Annotated in this window: 16 protein-coding genes and 1 pseudogene; 11 read left to right on the forward strand and 6 right to left on the reverse strand. The window is 58.1% G+C overall.

Going from position 1 to position 16,458, the window contains the following annotated elements:
• Positions 1 to 52: 52 nt before the first annotated feature.
• From IE224_RS01770 to IE224_RS01780, 3 genes are read right to left on the reverse strand one after another with little or no spacing between them, the layout of a single operon-like run.
• Positions 53 to 259 carry a tail protein X gene (locus tag IE224_RS01770; protein ID WP_191307490.1) on the reverse strand — a complete coding sequence of 69 codons (207 nt, stop codon included), beginning with the start codon at positions 257 to 259 and terminating at the stop codon, positions 53 to 55.
• Positions 256 to 699 carry a phage tail protein gene (locus IE224_RS01775; protein WP_191307491.1) on the reverse strand — a complete coding sequence of 148 codons (444 nt, stop codon included), beginning with the start codon at positions 697 to 699 and terminating at the stop codon, positions 256 to 258. Before IE224_RS01775 ends, IE224_RS01770 begins: the two co-directional genes overlap by 4 nt.
• Positions 699 to 3,077, reverse strand: coding sequence for a phage tail tape measure protein (locus IE224_RS01780; protein WP_191307492.1), 2,379 nt, complete (start codon positions 3,075 to 3,077; stop codon positions 699 to 701). Before IE224_RS01780 ends, IE224_RS01775 begins: the two co-directional genes overlap by 1 nt.
• Before the next feature lie 96 nt (positions 3,078 to 3,173).
• Between IE224_RS01780 and IE224_RS01785 the strand changes: the two genes are divergently transcribed.
• Positions 3,174 to 3,533, forward strand: coding sequence for a hypothetical protein (locus tag IE224_RS01785; RefSeq protein WP_191307494.1), 360 nt, complete (start codon positions 3,174 to 3,176; stop codon positions 3,531 to 3,533).
• Positions 3,534 to 3,566: 33 nt separating this feature from the next.
• A pseudogene (locus tag IE224_RS01790) lies at positions 3,567 to 4,323 on the forward strand (IS5 family transposase).
• 250 nt (positions 4,324 to 4,573) lie between these two features.
• Here IE224_RS01790 and IE224_RS01795 read toward each other — a convergent pair.
• The gene (locus tag IE224_RS01795) at positions 4,574 to 5,062 is read right to left on the reverse strand and encodes a winged helix-turn-helix domain-containing protein (RefSeq protein ID WP_229849201.1); all 489 of its coding nucleotides are present in this window, start codon (positions 5,060 to 5,062) and stop codon (positions 4,574 to 4,576) included.
• Between the two features lie 582 nt (positions 5,063 to 5,644).
• Between IE224_RS01795 and IE224_RS01800 the strand changes: the two genes are divergently transcribed.
• From IE224_RS01800 to IE224_RS01830, 7 genes are all read left to right on the forward strand, one after another.
• Complete coding sequence (locus IE224_RS01800; RefSeq protein WP_191307496.1) at positions 5,645 to 6,310, forward strand: replication initiation protein; 666 nt, start codon at positions 5,645 to 5,647, stop codon at positions 6,308 to 6,310.
• Positions 6,307 to 6,669: a transposase gene (locus IE224_RS01805; protein WP_191307498.1), complete on the forward strand. Its 363-nt coding sequence runs from the start codon at positions 6,307 to 6,309 to the stop codon at positions 6,667 to 6,669. Before IE224_RS01800 ends, IE224_RS01805 begins: the two co-directional genes overlap by 4 nt.
• 8 nt (positions 6,670 to 6,677) lie before the next feature.
• Positions 6,678 to 6,899, forward strand: coding sequence for a hypothetical protein (locus IE224_RS01810; protein WP_191307500.1), 222 nt, complete (start codon positions 6,678 to 6,680; stop codon positions 6,897 to 6,899).
• 772 nt (positions 6,900 to 7,671) lie between these two features.
• Entirely contained in the window at positions 7,672 to 7,890 is a 219-nt protein-coding gene (locus tag IE224_RS01815) for a hypothetical protein (protein WP_191307501.1), read from the forward strand.
• Positions 7,891 to 8,095: 205 nt separating this feature from the next.
• On the forward strand, positions 8,096 to 9,100 hold the full coding sequence (locus IE224_RS01820) for a family 8 glycosyl hydrolase (protein ID WP_191307503.1): 1,005 nt from the start codon (positions 8,096 to 8,098) through the stop codon (positions 9,098 to 9,100).
• Between the two features lie 166 nt (positions 9,101 to 9,266).
• Positions 9,267 to 10,370 (forward strand): HlyD family secretion protein, encoded by a 1,104-nt coding sequence (locus IE224_RS01825; protein WP_229849203.1) that lies wholly within the window; start codon positions 9,267 to 9,269, stop codon positions 10,368 to 10,370.
• Position 10,371: 1 nt separating this feature from the next.
• Complete coding sequence (locus IE224_RS01830) at positions 10,372 to 12,351, forward strand: glycosyltransferase (protein WP_191307507.1); 1,980 nt, start codon at positions 10,372 to 10,374, stop codon at positions 12,349 to 12,351.
• On the opposite strand, the gene IE224_RS01835 is transcribed toward IE224_RS01830, so the two are convergent.
• Both IE224_RS01835 and IE224_RS01840 read right to left on the reverse strand, forming a co-directional pair.
• The gene (locus IE224_RS01835; protein ID WP_191307509.1) at positions 12,335 to 13,426 is read right to left on the reverse strand and encodes a cache domain-containing protein; all 1,092 of its coding nucleotides are present in this window, start codon (positions 13,424 to 13,426) and stop codon (positions 12,335 to 12,337) included. The two genes, IE224_RS01830 and IE224_RS01835, sit on opposite strands and share 17 nt — an antisense overlap.
• Before the next feature lie 6 nt (positions 13,427 to 13,432).
• Positions 13,433 to 14,023, reverse strand: a complete 591-nt coding sequence (locus IE224_RS01840) for a hypothetical protein (protein ID WP_191307511.1) — start codon at positions 14,021 to 14,023, stop codon at positions 13,433 to 13,435.
• A gap of 623 nt (positions 14,024 to 14,646) precedes the next feature.
• Here IE224_RS01840 and IE224_RS01845 point away from each other — a divergent pair.
• A complete protein-coding gene (locus IE224_RS01845) occupies positions 14,647 to 15,411 on the forward strand; it encodes a transposase (RefSeq protein ID WP_268246529.1) in 765 nt (254 codons plus the stop codon).
• 122 nt (positions 15,412 to 15,533) lie between these two features.
• Complete coding sequence (locus tag IE224_RS01850; protein ID WP_191307512.1) at positions 15,534 to 16,280, forward strand: DUF8692 domain-containing protein; 747 nt, start codon at positions 15,534 to 15,536, stop codon at positions 16,278 to 16,280.
• The last annotated feature ends 178 nt before the right edge of the window (positions 16,281 to 16,458 follow it).

Here is a 16,458-nt window from a genome sequence, read left to right on the forward strand (position 1 = left end):
CATTCGTGACGGCCTTGCCGTTCACGGTCACAACACATTGCGGCTTCATCGGTCAGTCCCAGAGCCGGATGACAGGGTCGGTCTGCACAGCCGACGCGACCTCTGGCAGAACGATCGCCACGCCACCTGGAAGGATCGCGCCCAGCGCGGCAAGGCCACGGTTGGCGTCATAGACCGCCTCGGCAAAGCCGCTCTCATCGCCGTAGTGGCGGCGGCAGATCAGGTCCACGGTTTCGCCCGCGATGCTGGTGACGATCATAGCAGCTGCAACACGGTTCCGACTGCGGCAGACATCAGGTTCATTTCTCCCTCATAGCCCCGTAAGTCGATCGTGTAGGCGTTCTTCATCGGGCGCCCGTTCTGGTCGATAAAGCCGTGGTCCTCGGAAATCCGCTCCACGACAAAAATCCCGAAGGCGTTAAACGGTGCGCCGCCCAGGCTGACCAGCGTCAGGGGTTGGCCCTGCTTTGCCGCCAACTTGATCCCTTCGAGGGACCAGTCGCCGCCGAACTCGTCGAACAGTGCGCCGCTGATCGTTTCCGTGCGCCCCCTGCCCCCGGTCCATTGCAGGCGGTCGAAGCCACCAGCAACCGGTGTAGAAACCCAGCTTGTGTCCTGATCCCGGCAGCGTCCGTCAAACGAGAAGCCGCGCGCGGTGAACTGGAAAAAGCCCAGCGACATGACGACAGGACCAGCCATCAATACGGATCCGTGAATGTGCCACGCAGTTCAGCCTGCACTTCGCGGCCGATTTCGCGGGAGATGTCGCGGGCACTGGCGTTGGCACCGCCCTGTACGATGATGTTGCCAAAGGTCACGTTCATTGGGCGGCTGCCTTGCGAAGGCGCAGACCGCGAAGGCATAGCCGAAGGACGGGCGCGGCGGGACAGGTCCGCCAGCCGCTTGGCCTGGTTGGCATGGGCCACCCAGCCCGCACGGGACGGATAGACGATCTCGGGGCCGCGCTCCCCGACCAGTGTAGGGACTCGACCTCGCATATGACCGCCTACCGCCTTGGCCTGTTCGAAGGTGCCGGTTGCTGGGTTATAGGTTCCAAGGTCAGGCTGATCGGACCGGCCTCCGGAAAGGATGCTCCTCCACGGCCCGCTGATCTCGTCGGCCATGGCTTTAACTCGCTCAAGAAGCCCGCTGAACTTTGCCTCCATGCCATCCCACAACTTCTGGATCATCTCGCTACCGATCGTCAGCAGCTTTCCAGGAAGCGCAGCGAAGTAATCGATTAGATCAGACGTCATCTTGGACGCACGGGCGCGAAGATCGGCTTGTTCCCCTTCGGTTAGGATTTCTCGGGTGAACAGCCCGCCAACGAGGTTTCGGGCAAACTCCGCTGCCGCCCTGATTTTCTCGTCCACGAAGGCGAAGGCTTCGCCAAGATCCTCAATAACAGGGCTTAGGGGCTTCAAGATCGGCTCTAGCTTTTCCATGACCGGAGCAAACTTCTCGCTAATCGCTGCGCCTACTCCGCTGACAATTGCGCTGACCCTGTCCCAATATTTCCAGGCCAGTCCTACCGCACCGACGGCGACTGCTACGCCAAGCCAGACCGGGGCACTGATACCCGCGATGACGGCCCCAACAGCAGCAAGACCTTGTGACACTGCGGTAAGGCCCGTCACCCCCGCAAGACCGCGCAAGCCAGCACCAATCTTGTCGATCAAGCCGACTTTGGACCCGTCCATTTTAGCAAGTGCGCATCGCAAGCGAATGCTTTCTCCCACTGCCCCGGCCATGGATGCCCCCGCTCTGCCTATTGTTCCCATGCCAAGGGCAAGAAGGTTCAGAACGCCGGCCCTCCCTGTCAGACCGGCAAAGCGCAGGGCCAGCAGAGCCACGCGCAGGCTGATCAGCGCGCCCGTTACGGCAATGATGCGGGCGGTCAGTTCGGGGTTGATCCTGATCCAGTCGCGGATGGCGACGATGATCGGTGTGATCTGCTCCATCACCTGCGTCAGGATCGGGAACAGCGTTTCTCCCAAAGCGATGCTCAGGGCGTTCAGGCGGTTCCGGAAGGTTTGCACGGTCGCGCCAAAGGTCTTCATCCTATTACGGAACTCGGCAAGCGACGATCCGGCATAGAGAGACTGATCCGCCACCATGCCGACGCTATCATGCACTAGGGAAAGGTTAGTCAGCAGGGGCCCCAAGGCACGAGCTTCATCCCCGAACAAATCGCTGGAAATAGCCGCCTGCATCTCTTTCGGAAGTTGCGACAGCCGTTCCATCACATCGACTGTGGTGCCGACTGCATCTTCCTGCATCCGCTTAGCCACGTCACTCGCATTCAGGCCCAACTGAGAATACGCAGCGTTTTGACGCTTGGTGGCGCTCGTGCCTCGTGTCAGCGCCCGCCCCATGTTCATGAAGCTGGTTGCGGCCACATCACTCTCTGCGCCGGCAGAAATCATGGCCGAGGCAAAGGCTGCGGTCTGTTCGGCTGTATAACCGTATTGCCTGCCCTGAGCGCCCGCCCGCCTCACTACGTCAAGAACCTGTGCAGCACTGGATGCCTGGGCGTTCGACAGATGGTTCATGGCATCTGACAGGCTGACCACCTCATCAATCGTCAGGTCAAGGCCGGTCATCATCTTCGCCATCGCATCTCCGGCTTCCCCGGCGCTGATGTCGAAGGCCACGCCAATCTGCGCGGCCTCGCGCGTGAACCGCGTCAGGTCAGCCCCTGCGATGCCCGCCTGCCCCGCTGCCGCCGCGATTTCCGCCAGGCCCGTGACGGCAATCGGCAGTTCCGTGGACATCTGAACCAGTTCATCCTGAAATTGCCGGAAAGCTTCAGGTGTTGGGAAGTCCACGACCTTGCGAACATCAGCCATTGCTGACTCAAGATCCATTGCCGCGCGCACCGGCTGAGCCATCGCTAGCGCAAAACCAGTCGCCTGCGCTGCTGCCGTTACCAGCTTGCTGCCGATTTGGCTGGCGCGCTCATTCGTTGCCGCGATCCGGCTATTAAGCCGATCCATCTGAGCCTGAATGCCACGCGCAGGTGCAGTCACGCGATCAACTAGCGACAGGATCAATTGAGACTGCAGGGTCTTTGCCATACGGCACCTCTCGAAAAGAGATAAGCGGCCCAGGGGCCGCTTGAGTTGAGGCAGTGGTAGTTCCATCATTGCCGAGCATCAGTGTGGAGACCGGCAATGGATTATCTTGGGGCTATCTTGTTTTTCGTCGGCATAGCAGCGACAGGAGTTTATCTGCTGCGAGCCATATTTATTCATAATCGGAGCCGAAAGCTGAGCCGCGCGGGGATCAGCTTTGGATTGGCGCTAGTCGGATTTATTATAGTCGGTACCTCCGACAAACCAACAGAGCCCACGGCAAGCACCACGGCCGCGTCCAAAATCGATGGGTCCAAGCCCCCACCAACAGAAGTGGCCGCTGAAACCTCTCAGTCTGAAAACGGCGAGGAATACTTGATCACCCTCCAGCAGTTCATGGACCTTTCGCAGGATGACCGACTAGGGCCCGTGGACATTCATGGTTCACATGCCATCTGATCTGTGATTCAGGCCTTCCAAATGGAGGTCTGAATGGACGAGCAGCGGTTTGTGGTGACGGATGATATTTGGGCGCGTCTTGAACCTCATCTCCCCGGCAAGAAGAGCGACAGCGGTGTGACGGGCAAGGACAATCGCCTGTTCCTGGAGGCCGTTCTCTGGCGGGTGCGAACCGGTTTGCCCTGGCGGGATCTGCCATCGGAGTTCGGGAACTGGAACAGCGTGTTCCGCCGGTTCGCAGATGGGCCAAAGGGGGTGTTTTCGAGCGCCTTTTCGAAGAGATCCCCGGCGAGCCCGATTTCGAATACGCGCTGATCGACGGCACCATTGTCCAGGCTCACCAGAAGGCGAGCGGCGCAAAAGGGGGACTCAGGCTCAGGCCATCGGGCGATCGCGCGGCGGACTGACTACAAAGATCGTGGCCTTGGTCGATGCCTTGGGCAACCTGTTCGACTTTGTTCTGCTGCCCGGCCAGGCTCACGACCTGAAAGGCGTGGCACCGCTGATCGAGGACGTCGCCTTTGACGCCCTTCTGGCGGACAAGGCGTTTGATGCCGATGGGCTGCTTGCAGAACTGGACGGGCGAGGTGCGAGTGCAGTCATCCCACCGAAGGCGAACCGCAAGATCAAGCGTGACTACGACAAACACGCCTACAGATGGCGGCACTTGGTCGAAAACTTCTTCGCGAAAATAAAGGAGTTCCGCGCCATCGCCACGCGCTACGAAAAGACCGCATGCAGCTACGCCGCCAATTGGCATCTCGCCGCAACCATCATCGCCTCACGATGAATGTCCACGGACCCTAGATCTGATCACTGCGATTTCGGACGCTCAAGGCCACCCGCGCGATGATCTTGAGCATTTCGTTTCCTGCATGGGTGATTTCGCGCCCAATAAAAATCCGGACCTACTTTTTCGTGACGTTTTTGGCTGGTGCGAGACTGAGCGCACCAACAACCGAGAACGGTTTACCAGCCACTTCAACCATCTTGATGCGTAAGCGTTAGCTGGACAGCACCTACTGCTCAGCTTGACGGTCTTAAGTTCCAGGGCAGCAGATCGTCGAGCCGGCTTTGCGGNGCCGCTCCAGATGATTGGCCATGAAAGGCTGGCGTCTCGCGATCCAGACATGGCGCAGAGCGGCGACGTCCTTTCGCTTCTGTTCAAGCGCCTGCAGAGTTTTTTTATGGGTCAATCCGAGACCCCGCAGAACGCGCCAGACGGTGGCGCGGTGAACATCGATGCCATGCGTCTCAGCCAGTTCGGTCACGAGTTCATCAAGCGTGATCCCGCTTTTGGCCGTGACGCGGGCCTTGAGCCAACCGGTCACGTCCACCAGCTTGCCATGTCCGCCGCCATTGCCTTGGCGCCTCGGCGTCAAACATCCGGTCTCGCGCCGCAGCTTCACCAGATCATTGACGAACTTCGGCGATACCCGAAAATGCCGAGCCGCCTGACGGTGTCCGTGACCTTCGTCCACGTAGCCGATAACCCGGCTACGAAGCTCTACTGGATGTGGCTTGCCCATCTGAAATCTCCATCTTCCCTAGCAGAAGAGAATCACATCATTGGCAATCCTGAATCTTGATGGCGGAGATACGCTCTAAGGGGTCATTCTTGATGTCCCCTATTTGGGCGGGGTTTCTTCTATTTTGTTTCTTCTATTTTATAGTTTGTAAGCCATTGTTTAAAAATAATTATTCGCTCTGACTGTGACATATTGGGCGAGGTATTGTGACTTTTTGGGCGAGGGTAAATGACTTTTGGGGCGAGGGATTGTGACTTTTGGGGCGATCCTGCCTCAGGGACTACGAGCAATGGTGACTTTTGGGGCGAGGTCAGCCGGTTTTAGGCTCCTGGATCGCATTTCTCTTCCCAAAGCCAGTGAGTTCTCCCTATTGTGACCCCGCACGCAGTACAGGTTACAATAAATGCAGGACGAACCTCGCCCCAAAAGTCACAATACTAATGGCGGCACGCTCAATGCATTTCAGCGGCGCGGAGAAGTCATCAAGCCCGCCGAACTAATCGAGGTGCGTGGAGGTGAGAAGATTACCCTTGCTGCACGCCGGATCTACAACCAGCTGCTGTCTAATGCCTTGGGCCAGATATGGCAGCTGAAGGGCAGGAATACCGAATCCCATTTGCTGAACTTCGGGGTAACCACACATCAAACGATCGCGTCACTGAGGCTATTCTTAGCCTCATGCAGACGGTCGTACGTGTGCGTATGTCGGACGGATCGACGCGCAACGTCCACCTGCTCGGGCCAACTGACATCGAAAAGTTTGGTCCCGGCATTGCCACGATGCTGACTTATGAACTGCACCCCAAGCTTCTGCCAATCCTACAAGACAGCCAGATTTTTGCGCGGCTCGAGATGCAGATTCTGCATGGCTTTGCGACGAAGTACGGTATGGCCCTCTATGAGATCATCGCAAAGCGGATCGGCTTGAAGCACGTCTTCTACAACGACTTTGAAACCGAGGAGCTGCGCGACTATCTCGGTGTGCCGGAAGGCAAGCTAGTTTCGTTTGCCGCCCTGCGCAGGAAGGCCATTGAGCCTGCTGTCGCAGAGGTCAATCTACTTGCTCCCTTCTCGTGCCGCGTCGATGTAGTAGAGAAGCAGGGCAGAAAGATCACTAAGCTTAGGGTATCGTGGTGGCTTAAAACCATCGATGAACAGAAGGCGCAGTGGCAGGCTCAGAAAGGGCAGCAGGCAGACTTGTTTCCCCCCGCCCTGCCGAACGCGCTGATTGAAGAACTGAACGGATGATCCAGATAAACCCTGCTGCTCAGCGGAAACGCAGGAACCATGACGTGGGCTTCAAGGCGCGCGTGGCGCTGGAGGCTTTGAAAGGCGAGCGCACGGGGTCGGAGCTAGTAGCCGAATACGGCGTGCATCCGACAATAATTCATCAGTGGAAGAAGGAGTTACTCGACGGTGCGGCGGACATCTTCGAGCGGGGCAGCCGAACACCCGCGGAGGTGGACGAAGAAACGGTCCGGTCGTTGCATGCCAAAATCGGAGAACTGGCCGTCGCCAACGATCCTCCGCAAGGCTTACGCGGCCCCACTGGGGCCACGGTCTTTGCTTCGATGTCACGAAAGCTCAAGCCGTGGATCGGCAAGTGAGGCGCGGGATGATCGAGCGAGACCACCCGGTGCTGTCGATCGGGGCGCAGTGCCGCCTTCTGTCGATCTCGCGCTCGTCGTTCTACCACGAGCCATTGGGTGAGACGGAGGTGAACCTGGCTCTGATGCAGCTGATCGACCGGCAGTCCCTGGATACGCCCTTCTACGGCGTCCGGCAGATGACCTGGCATCTGCAGAACGAGGGCCACGGTGTGAATCAATCGGCATAACCAAGTGCCTGGTGCGCCGCTTGCGGCCCCTCGAAGGCCAGCGCTCATACGATATCCTGTGGGGCACACTACCTCGGCAGACAGTGCCTGATTGAAAGCGGCAACTTACAACATCGAGCGCCAGCTATCAGCCTTGACGTTATGTTTCCCAGGACGGCGCGAAGGTAAAGGTGGTGCTGGAGTTTTATACAAGGCTGCAGTCATCAGCCCGCTCATTACGCCACATCCCACTGCGATCAATGTTGCGTAAAAGGGCAAGCCCAGGAACCATCCGACTACGAATACGGTCACTGCACTGACCAGGATCGCTCGTACTGCCACGATCAGCCTCATGTTGCTGCCTGTAATGATGTTCTTTGGCGCAGACGTTCCTCTTGAACAAGAGAAACATGATATTGGGTTCAACATTCAAGACGCTCATCGCGTTGGCTGGTAGCCTTGCCCGGCTTCACCCTTTCTTCAGCATTATGAGCATTTTGTCCACTGAAGAACAAGAATCAGTTCAAGTATATGAGATGCGCCGAACCATGACTACTTCATTGCTGAAGGACTACTGACCTCCGCCCATGTCGCAATTATGCTGTGCCGCGCGCATGCGGATAACTTCAGATTGTCGCATGACGACAATCAAGACGCTAATCTGCAGATCGACCTACATATTGCCGAATTGGAAGCCTTACGCGCAAACGTCACTGCTCGGACACCTAGGTCCCGGGCATACCAGGAAGCTGTTCAGCTGACCTATACTTGATAATCCAGGAGACACAGGCTGATGAGCTACCGTATCACCACCTATCAAGCGCTTCACTCCAATCTGTCTGTTGCCGGAACAATGCTGATGCTGTGTCGCGCAAAGATTGGTCGGCTGCACCTCTCCAAGAAGGAAAAGGCCGATACTTTGTGGCGGATTGAGCGTCAGACCGCAGAGTTTGAAGCCATGTGCCTGAAACTAGCTGCAGCGTCATCCGGGACGCAGATTAACTGTAGTTAGCGGGCCAGGCCACAAACCAGATATTGAATCTTAACAAAAGTTTTCGGAAGCAAGTTACTGGCCGGAAAAGCTACCAATTCAAGGTTCTTTTGGATTGGCTGCAGCGTATTTCCTTCACTCGTGACGTTCTACACACTGCTCTATACGAAGTGGCTCCTGCACCCCTCTACGGCGTGTTGGGATAGCATAAACTAGAGAAAGCCCGATGCCTTTCCGCCGCCAATTGCTTCTCACCTTTCTTGCAGCCGGTATGCCCTGGCCTTTTGCTTCGGCGTCCGGTTCCGCCTGGTGGCAGATCTGGTGCGAACAATATCTGCGGAACGGCCGCGTTGTCGACTGGCAGCAGGGCATCAGCCATTCCGAAGGTCAAGGCTACGGCCTCCTGCTGGCCCAAGCCATAGGGGATCGGAACGCTTTCGAGCAGATAGAGGCGTGGACGCAGGCTCATCTGGCTGTGCGACAGGACCGGCTGATGGCCTGGAGCCGGCGGCAAGAGGATGGGCGGATCGATTGGCGCAACGCAACTGATGGTGATCTTTTCCGGGCATGGGCGCTGTTGCGGGCGGATCGGGATTCGGGCTGGAACGGCTATCGGGATACGGCTCTTGCGGTTGCCCGCGACATTGCCGACCTTTGCCTTTCCCCCGATCCCCGTGCCCCTGCCGAGTGGCTACTATTGCCAGGTGCCGAGGCGCGGCGGACCCCAGATCGGGTGCTGTTCAATCCGTCCTATATCATGCCTCGCGCTTTACGCGAGTTGGGCGAGGCTGCTAGCGATCCACGTCTTCTGCAGGCTGCAGATCATGGCGAAACGGTACTGGCCGAACTCGCCGCTTCCAGTCAGTTGTGGAATTGGGTGGACGTAACTGGGTCGAGTTTTCTGCCTTCAGAGGAGCACCGGGCTGGCTGGGGCTTTGACGCGTTGCGGATCCCGCTTTACCTGGTTTGGTCGGGATATAGAGCCCACCCGGCCGTTGCGGCTGCTCTGCAAAATCTGATGATGGATGCCCAGCCCGGCCATGTTGTAGTGGCGCGGGATGAGGAGGGCCATCTTATCAGTCAAAGTGATCGTCCGGGTTTTCTTGCTTTGCGCGACCTTACGCACTGCGCAACCCTTCCAAATTGGCTGTCCGGGGCTGGAGATTACTATTCTGATATCTTGTTGGCGCTTTGCCATGTGGCGCTGCGTGAAGGGGAATGCTTCGCCTGAGGCCTTTTGAAGAGCACCAGAAAAGACGGGTGACATTCCTTAAAACACCCTTAAGTTGCAAAGAAGCGCAGACAAAGCTGGGGCCGCCAATCTGATGAAATACAAGAGACTGATCCTTGGCTCACTGGCCATCATTCTTGCCCTATGGATCATTGTAGGCGAGCAAATGTCCGGAGCGACCGCCGATGCTGTGGTGAACGCGCCCGTTGTCACTATGCGCGCGACTGTGTCTGGCAACCTGACCGTACCCGCCCGCCAGCTAGGTGCTCGCGTAACGCAGGGCGAGGTTCTGGCAAGCGTGGAGGATCCCGTTGTCGATCGGGTCCGGCTGGACGACCTGCTGATGGAGGTCCGGCTGGAGGACGCCGCGCGAGCCCAGATTGAAGCGCTGCTGGCCGAAACCGAGGCGGTGCGCGAGACCCTGATCGAGCGGACGCAAATTTTCCGCGACCGGCGGCTGGAGGAATTGCGCGCGCGTCTATCCCACGCTGAGGCACGGCTTGCGATCCTCGAGACCGGCGGCGGAGCTGTGGACGAGACGCAGCAGCAGATTTTGACCGCTGTTGAGGAAGGGATTGAGCGGCTGCCGGGCGAACCCCGGCTGGACGCCCTGGTGCTGGATCACGCGCGCGAGCGGGTCGAAGTGCTGCGGATCGCGCTACAAGCGGCTGAGGAAAACGTCTTTCTTGGCGATGGCTACAACGACGCACCAAATGCCGAGCAGCGCGCGGTCGAACTGTCCAGCGAGATCGCAGCCCTTCAGACTCGTCTGGCCGAGGCCAAGGAACGCGTCGCCGCCCTGCACGAACGCGTGGACCGTGAGCGCATCCGTGTAAATGGTCTGACCGGTGGCGAACTGCAATCTCCCGTCACGGGTCTTCTGTGGGAAGTGCTAGAGGCGAACGGGGTCAATGTTCAACGGGGCGATCCGCTGCTGCGCCTTGTCGATTGCCGGGCAACAATGGTCACCGCCTCGGTGACTGAACGCGTTTATAACAGCCTTTCGGTCGGAGATGCGGCACGGTTCCGCCTTGGCGGCTCGTCGACGGTTTATGATGCGACCGTAGCCCGGCTGGCAGGAAGCGGGGCAGAAACGGTCTATCGCAACCTAGCCGTTGCACCCAGCCAGCGTCATCTGGAGCGATACGACGTGGCGCTGATCGTGCCGCAACTGGCGCAGCTTGGGGCCGAAGGCTGCATGATCGGGCGCACCGGTCGGGCCTTCTTCGACGGGCGGCCACTGGACGGTTTGCGCCGTTTGCTGCCGTAAGATGCTGAACTTTCCGTTCCTAAGTGATCTCGGTTCCAGCATCGCGCATCTGCTGCTGGCGCTCGGGATCGGGTTGACGCTGCCCTTCTGGGTCGACGTCCGAAGCAACCTGCACCGCGGGTTGCTGCTATTCACTGCCTTCCTGCTTGCCTTGCGCTATATCTGGTGGCGCGGGACAGAAACTCTAGCCCCGGCGGGCCTGACCCTTGACATGCTGGCCAGCTATTCGCTGTTCGGCTTCGAGCTCTTAGCGATGGTCGGGACGGTGAGTTCTTATTTTATCATGTCCCGCATCAAGCTGCGCTCGGACGAAGCTGACGCCTATGCTGGCTGGTGGGGCGAGGATGAGCCGCGCGTCGCGATCCTGATCGCCACATATAACGAAGAGCTGGAGATCCTGGAGCGCACCATTGTCGGTGCCCGTGCCCTGCGCCACCGCAACAAGGAGGTGCTGGTTCTGGACGACAGCCGCCGTGACTGGCTGCGTGACTACTGCGCTGAGCAGGGTGTGCGTTACATGCGGCGCCCGGACAACAAAGGATCAAAAGCAGGCAACATCAACCATGCTCTCGACCGGCTGGCCGAGGATCCGGTGCCGCCCGATTTCGTTGCCGTCCTCGACGCCGACTTCGTACCGCATCGCGGCTTCATCTCGCGGTGCCTGGCATTGTTTCATGACCCCAAGGTCGGTCTGGTCCAGACACCACAGCATTTCTTCAATGCCGATCCGATCCAGCACAACCTAGGAATCAGCTACTCCTATCCCGACGAGCAACGGTTCTTCTTCGATCATATGCAACCTGCGCGCGACGGATGGGGCATCGCCTTCTGCTGTGGCACATCGTCGGTCTGCCGCTGGACAGCGCTGCGCGAGATTGGTGGTCTGCCGACCGAAAGCGTGACCGAAGATTTCATGCTGACGCTGGAGCTTCAGGACAAAGGTTGGAAATCGGTGTATTTGGCCGAACCCTTGACCGAGGGACTCGCCCCCGAGGGCTTGAAGGAATATGTCACGCAGCGTGCCCGCTGGTGTCTAGGGCTGATGCAGATCGCCCGCTCGCGGCTTGGTCCGCTGGCCCGGAACAACCTGCGCCTGCGCGACCGCTGGAGTGTGGTAGATTCAGTCCTGTTCTGGACCACCAGCTTTCCGTTCCGCATTGCCGTTGTCGTTTTCCCACTGCTCTACTGGTATTTTGGTACAATTGTTGTCGATGCGCAGTTGGCCGAGGTCATAACCTATTTCGGCGTTTTCTTTCTGTGGGGACAAATGGTTCAGCGGGTGCTGATGCCGGGCATGGTGGTACCAATCCTGCACGATGTCGGCCAGCTAATCGGCGCCATCCCAATCAGCCGTGCCGCCTTCACCGGCCTGTTTAAACCCAAAGGGCATCCGTTTTCTGTCACGGCTAAAGGCGGGGATCGCGCAAAGATCACTGTGCAATGGCAGATGATGATGCCTTTTCTGATCCTGCTGGTCCTGACAACCATTGCGCTGCTGCTCGGCATCTTCATCGAACGCTTTTCGTATCAGGATGCAGGCGATGGAAAATGGGTGGTGCTGTTCTGGACGATCTACAACCTCTTTGTTCTGGCGATGACGGTCCTTGCCTGCATTGAACTGCCCCGGCGCGAGCGTCATATCGCAGATTTGCCTGACCGCGGCATTCTGGTAACCGATGGCGACATTCGCCGCTTGTGGATCAGCTCTCTGACCATGGACCAGGCGCGGCTGCGCGGCAAAAGCTATCCGGTTGGAACCCAAGGCACCCTGCGGCTGCGCGATATCGGCGACATCCCGGTTGAAGTAATCGTCCCCACGGTGGACGGCTGTCGGGTCGCACTGCGCCCGACGGCCCAGCAGCGGGAGGCGCTACTGGTGCGCTTTTATGCCGAAGGCGCGGCGCCCGGCACGGCGCGGGCACAGCTCAGTGGCCTGCTTGCGGGCCTCGGGCAGCGGTTATCCTTCAGCTCTCGTCGCTGATGCGATCATGCTGAAGCCGCATCAGCGCCAATGACAGCTGCGAGGCTTCCCGTGTGCCACGCGAGATCGCCGGATAGTCCTGCGACCCGTCCGCAATCTTCTCGGCGGATGCGGCCAGTCGGCTCAACGGCACCATGATAGCACGGACAAAAACAAGCGTCAGCAGCCCGATCCCAGTGATCATTGCCAAGAGAGCCCAATGTGCACCGCTTTGCATCAGGTCTATGCCGAACGGCAGCCGGCCTACCTCAAGCCGCCCGATCATTCGCCAACCAAAGTTTGGTAGATCGCCATGAGTCACTTGCGGCACGACTGTCGAGAAATAGTCGCGCCCGTCCGGCCAACGTTCACGCCCGCCCGTCTCGATCCCGGTTTGGGCCGCGCGCAGGATCTGCATCTCGCCAGTCGAGGGCGTCTCATCGGCCGAAGTGGCGGACACGTCGCCGGTCGGGTTCAGCAGGTAAAGATCCAGTCCATAGAGGCGCGCGGATTCGCGCAGTTCGTTTGTCAGCCAGGCGGCATTGATATGGAGCCCGAGAACCCCCGCCGGATTACCGGCCTGATCCAGCACTGGCAGCGCGAGATCAATAAAGCGCAAAGGCTCACCATCCCCGCTTCCCAAGAGCTGGGCCAGCAACACCGCGTCATGAACATCGCCGGCAAATCCGCCGCTCAGCCCACCCCTGAACCACGGTCTTTGATTGACATCTTGACCCACTAGCAGGCCATTTGTCGCCGCCACAACTGTGCCTCCAAGATCTGCATAGCCCAACCATGAAATACGGCTGCCATCGCCGCTGGCCCCTGTCAGCATATGGCCCAGTTCCTCAGGGTTAAGCTGCGGCACTCGTTGCGCCAAGGCAAGCAAATCACGCCAGTCTTGCTCGAGCGTGCGAGCAAGCTCCTCTGCTGCGGCATTGGTCCGGAAGCGCGCTGTATAATCCAGCGTGCTGTCAGTGAAGCGATCCCCTCGGAGCAGCACGAAGATCGTAGGTATAGCCAGCATCAACAAAAGGCAGGCAAATCCAAAAGCAATGCCAGCCCTGCGGAGCGTCAAGCGGGGATTATCGGTCATGTTGCCTCAGAAGGTGTTGATGGAGAAGCCAGCGAAAAGCTCGTCCGAACTGATCTTGTAGCCTATGCGCAGGCTGACTGGGCTTCCGGTCAGCCGCTTTTGCACAGCAAGCGTGGTCTCGTGATAAGTCTCACTCCCGCCCCGCGACAGTTCTATCCCAATATCGGCCGGCGCATAGGTCAGCTGGCCCAACAGGAACCACGAGCGGTTGACCGTGCTGAAATCGCCTAGAAGATAAGCCGACCCGAAATCCGCTGGCACATAGCGTTCAGCGACCAACCGGAGACCGACAGTGACCTCGCTATCTTCGTCGTCGTCCTCTTGGAAGCCAAGCGAGGGTCCGAGCCTCAGTGTCGCGGGAGCATCGATTGGCAGGGCATATGTCACGTTGGCTGCGCCCGAGCGGCCATCCTCGTATTTTGAGACGTTCAGCCCGTAGCTAACAGGCCCGCGCACTACTGTAGCGACGGCCGATTGCGTACTCCTTCCCACATCAGCCTGTAGAAATTCTCCATCCGCTGCCGCCGGCAGCGCCTGCCCCAGGGCAACACCAATAGCAAAAGCCCCCAGTCCGGCTGATTTCGTCCAAACTGCCATTGCTGCCCCATATCACCGCCGTTGCACAGATTATGCACGACTCTGCACTGCATCGAAGGGTTGTGGAAGGGGGGTTCTTTGCACGTTCTACAATAGCTGTGCTTGCTTCCAGAAGCTTCACTACCTCAAGCGGTCCTTGGGTAATCTGCCTGCCGCTGAATGGCTGATCGCGGATCACCGATCCGATGTCGTCTGATTCAGAGAGGCGTTGAAAAATATGGATAAACCCTTCCATCCCATGCCGGAGGTCCTGAGACAAGATCATCCTATACGAGAAAGGCCGCTACAAGCAGCCAAACCGGATCAAGATCATGTTCGGCAGACTGAGGACTGGCGCTTCATTGCTAACAGCATAGGTTTGTTCATTCGCCAAATATATTCAACTTCAGATTCCAGGATCTGGTATGCCGCAAGAAAATCGAAGGAAGCACAATGCGCCGCACGATGACTGCCCAGGCCTTGAAAGACTATCTGTTGTCAGCCCAGGGCCAGTGTGGCCGCAGGTTCAGACTTCCGAACTCACCAGAGGGTCATATGCGCCTGATCGGGATCCTTCAGGACCTGCCCGCGCCTTTGAGGATCGGCTTTAAAGCTACAGGAGGTCAGAGGAATGGGCCCTTTGGATGCGGCTTGTCTCAGCGGGAATGGATGCCACGCAGTTGCCTCCGGCCCAGATCAAGGCTTTTGCCCTTTCCCGGGGAAGGCGGGCAAAAACCGGCCGGATTGATGCCGAACTCATTGCTCGGTTCATGGCCCTTCGTCCTAGGGCGGGGCGAAGACTGCCAAATGAAAAGTTGCGTGTGCTCAGAGCACTGACAACTTGCAGGGCGCAGATGGTCGAGTTGCGCAAGCGGCTCGTGGCTCAGATCGGAGCGCGAATGAGACAAGACGTCGCGGCGGAATTGGACCTCATGGACGAGGAACTCAGGACAATGCTCGAGGCCCAGATCCGGGAGTTGGAGCAGCGGATCGCAGGCATCCTCGCGCAGGAAAACGCCTTGGCCGCCAAGGCAAAGCTTCTCCGCTCCATTCCAGGGAGCGGGCCGGTTTGCGCAGCCATGCTGCTTTCCGAGATGCCGGAACTCGGCCATATGAAAGCAGGTGAGGCAGCCTCAATGACCGGCCTTGCGCCCGTGTCCCATGACAGCGGCGCGATGCGCGGCCGCCGCATGATTGCGGGAGGACGACGAGCACCGCGACATGTCCTCTTCCAAGCCGCACTCGCCGCCCCATGTCACAACCCGGCCTTGAAGCCGATTGCCAAGCGCCTCAAGGAAAAGGGCAAGCCGCACAAGCTGGTCATCATCGCAATCGCCAGACGGCTCATCACCATCGCAAACGCCGTCCTGAAAAGCGGTACGGCTTGGCAGCACCGGGCCTGCGCCTAGACACAGTTGCTAGTCCCTTGAGTGCCGGCATTGCTAATCATAGTAAAATTATAGTAACAATCTACAATCCCTTGTCCGATATGGTGGGATCGTAATTTGCTCTTGTCATATTGGAGTCGTTCATGGTTACTGAGAATACTTCTTCCTTGCTTTCGAATATAGAACCAAATCGCCGGTTTCGCGTATCAGATGACCTCTCCGCCTTGCGTTTAGGATTTACTCTTGCAAGCGTGGTTGTTGTGCTAGTTTTGGCACATATAGTTTCTGAGCATCTCCATTTAGCATCTGGACGAAACGATGGGTTTGCGTCAAAGATATATGGCTTGGTCATCCTGAGCGGCGATCAGTCGCTGTCTGAAAGCTTCAATCACGGCATGCTGTTTTTGGCCGCAGTACTGTTTACTTTGGCCAGCTATGAAACTCGGTCGCGTCTGGCGTTGTTCTTGGCAGCTCTCTTTGCGTTCGCTTGGCTTGATGACTCCTCACAATATCACGAGCGAATGGGGGCAATACTTGTCAAAAACATAAATCTACCCTCTGCATTTGGTCTGCGCGCACAAGATTTTGGTGAACTGTTGGCATGGGCATTAGCCACCACGCTTTTGTTTCTGCTGGGAAACTGGGCATATAGTGGACGGCGTAATGGGGACGGGTTGGTTCTTCGGTTGATCTCGCTTCCCATCGCCGCCCTGCTCCTGTGTGCAGTAGTCTTCGATATGATCCACATCATGGTCCAAGGGCGCTTAGCCAACCGTTTGTTGAACATTCTTGAAGATGGCGGTGAGATGCTGGCCGTGGCAGCTATCGCAACTGTTGCTCTAGCCGTGGCGCGAAACCCGGAGCGTATCTGGCGCCACGACCAGCTCTAGGTTCGAGCCTAACGCATAACATCCATTACGACCACAGCAGCGCCTGCCAAGGTTGAACAAAGGAAGCGCAGGAGAGGGAAGGTGACAAGAGGGCAAGGGTGTGGCCATGGGCGTATACGAGCAAGGCGCTACAACGAAACATCCAATGAAAACCAATGCTGGTTCTTGCATATTACTT

Origin of the sequence: Paracoccus aerius (genome assembly GCF_014656455.1) — a bacterium.
In the GTDB taxonomy this organism is placed as follows: domain Bacteria; phylum Pseudomonadota; class Alphaproteobacteria; order Rhodobacterales; family Rhodobacteraceae; genus Paracoccus; species Paracoccus aerius.

What these genes read in the sequence shown, in the direction of transcription:
- IE224_RS01770 (WP_191307490.1), bottom strand. Translation starts at nt 259, where the DNA reads ATGATCGTCACCAGCATCGCGGGCGAAACCGTGGACCTGATCTGCCGC.
- IE224_RS01775 (WP_191307491.1), bottom strand. Translation starts at nt 699, where the DNA reads ATGGCTGGTCCTGTCGTCATGTCGCTGGGCTTTTTCCAGTTCACCGCG.
- IE224_RS01780 (WP_191307492.1), bottom strand. Translation starts at nt 3,077, where the DNA reads ATGGCAAAGACCCTGCAGTCTCAATTGATCCTGTCGCTAGTTGATCGC.
- IE224_RS01785 (WP_191307494.1), top strand. Translation starts at nt 3,174, where the DNA reads ATGGATTATCTTGGGGCTATCTTGTTTTTCGTCGGCATAGCAGCGACA.
- IE224_RS01800 (WP_191307496.1), top strand. Translation starts at nt 5,645, where the DNA reads ATGGCAGCTGAAGGGCAGGAATACCGAATCCCATTTGCTGAACTTCGG.
- IE224_RS01805 (WP_191307498.1), top strand. Translation starts at nt 6,307, where the DNA reads ATGATCCAGATAAACCCTGCTGCTCAGCGGAAACGCAGGAACCATGAC.
- IE224_RS01810 (WP_191307500.1), top strand. Translation starts at nt 6,678, where the DNA reads ATGATCGAGCGAGACCACCCGGTGCTGTCGATCGGGGCGCAGTGCCGC.
- IE224_RS01815 (WP_191307501.1), top strand. Translation starts at nt 7,672, where the DNA reads ATGAGCTACCGTATCACCACCTATCAAGCGCTTCACTCCAATCTGTCT.
- IE224_RS01820 (WP_191307503.1), top strand. Translation starts at nt 8,096, where the DNA reads ATGCCTTTCCGCCGCCAATTGCTTCTCACCTTTCTTGCAGCCGGTATG.
- IE224_RS01825 (WP_229849203.1), top strand. Translation starts at nt 9,267, where the DNA reads ATGTCCGGAGCGACCGCCGATGCTGTGGTGAACGCGCCCGTTGTCACT.
- IE224_RS01830 (WP_191307507.1), top strand. Translation starts at nt 10,372, where the DNA reads ATGCTGAACTTTCCGTTCCTAAGTGATCTCGGTTCCAGCATCGCGCAT.
- IE224_RS01835 (WP_191307509.1), bottom strand. Translation starts at nt 13,426, where the DNA reads ATGACCGATAATCCCCGCTTGACGCTCCGCAGGGCTGGCATTGCTTTT.
- IE224_RS01840 (WP_191307511.1), bottom strand. Translation starts at nt 14,023, where the DNA reads ATGGCAGTTTGGACGAAATCAGCCGGACTGGGGGCTTTTGCTATTGGT.
- IE224_RS01845 (WP_268246529.1), top strand. Translation starts at nt 14,647, where the DNA reads ATGCGGCTTGTCTCAGCGGGAATGGATGCCACGCAGTTGCCTCCGGCC.
- IE224_RS01850 (WP_191307512.1), top strand. Translation starts at nt 15,534, where the DNA reads ATGGTTACTGAGAATACTTCTTCCTTGCTTTCGAATATAGAACCAAAT.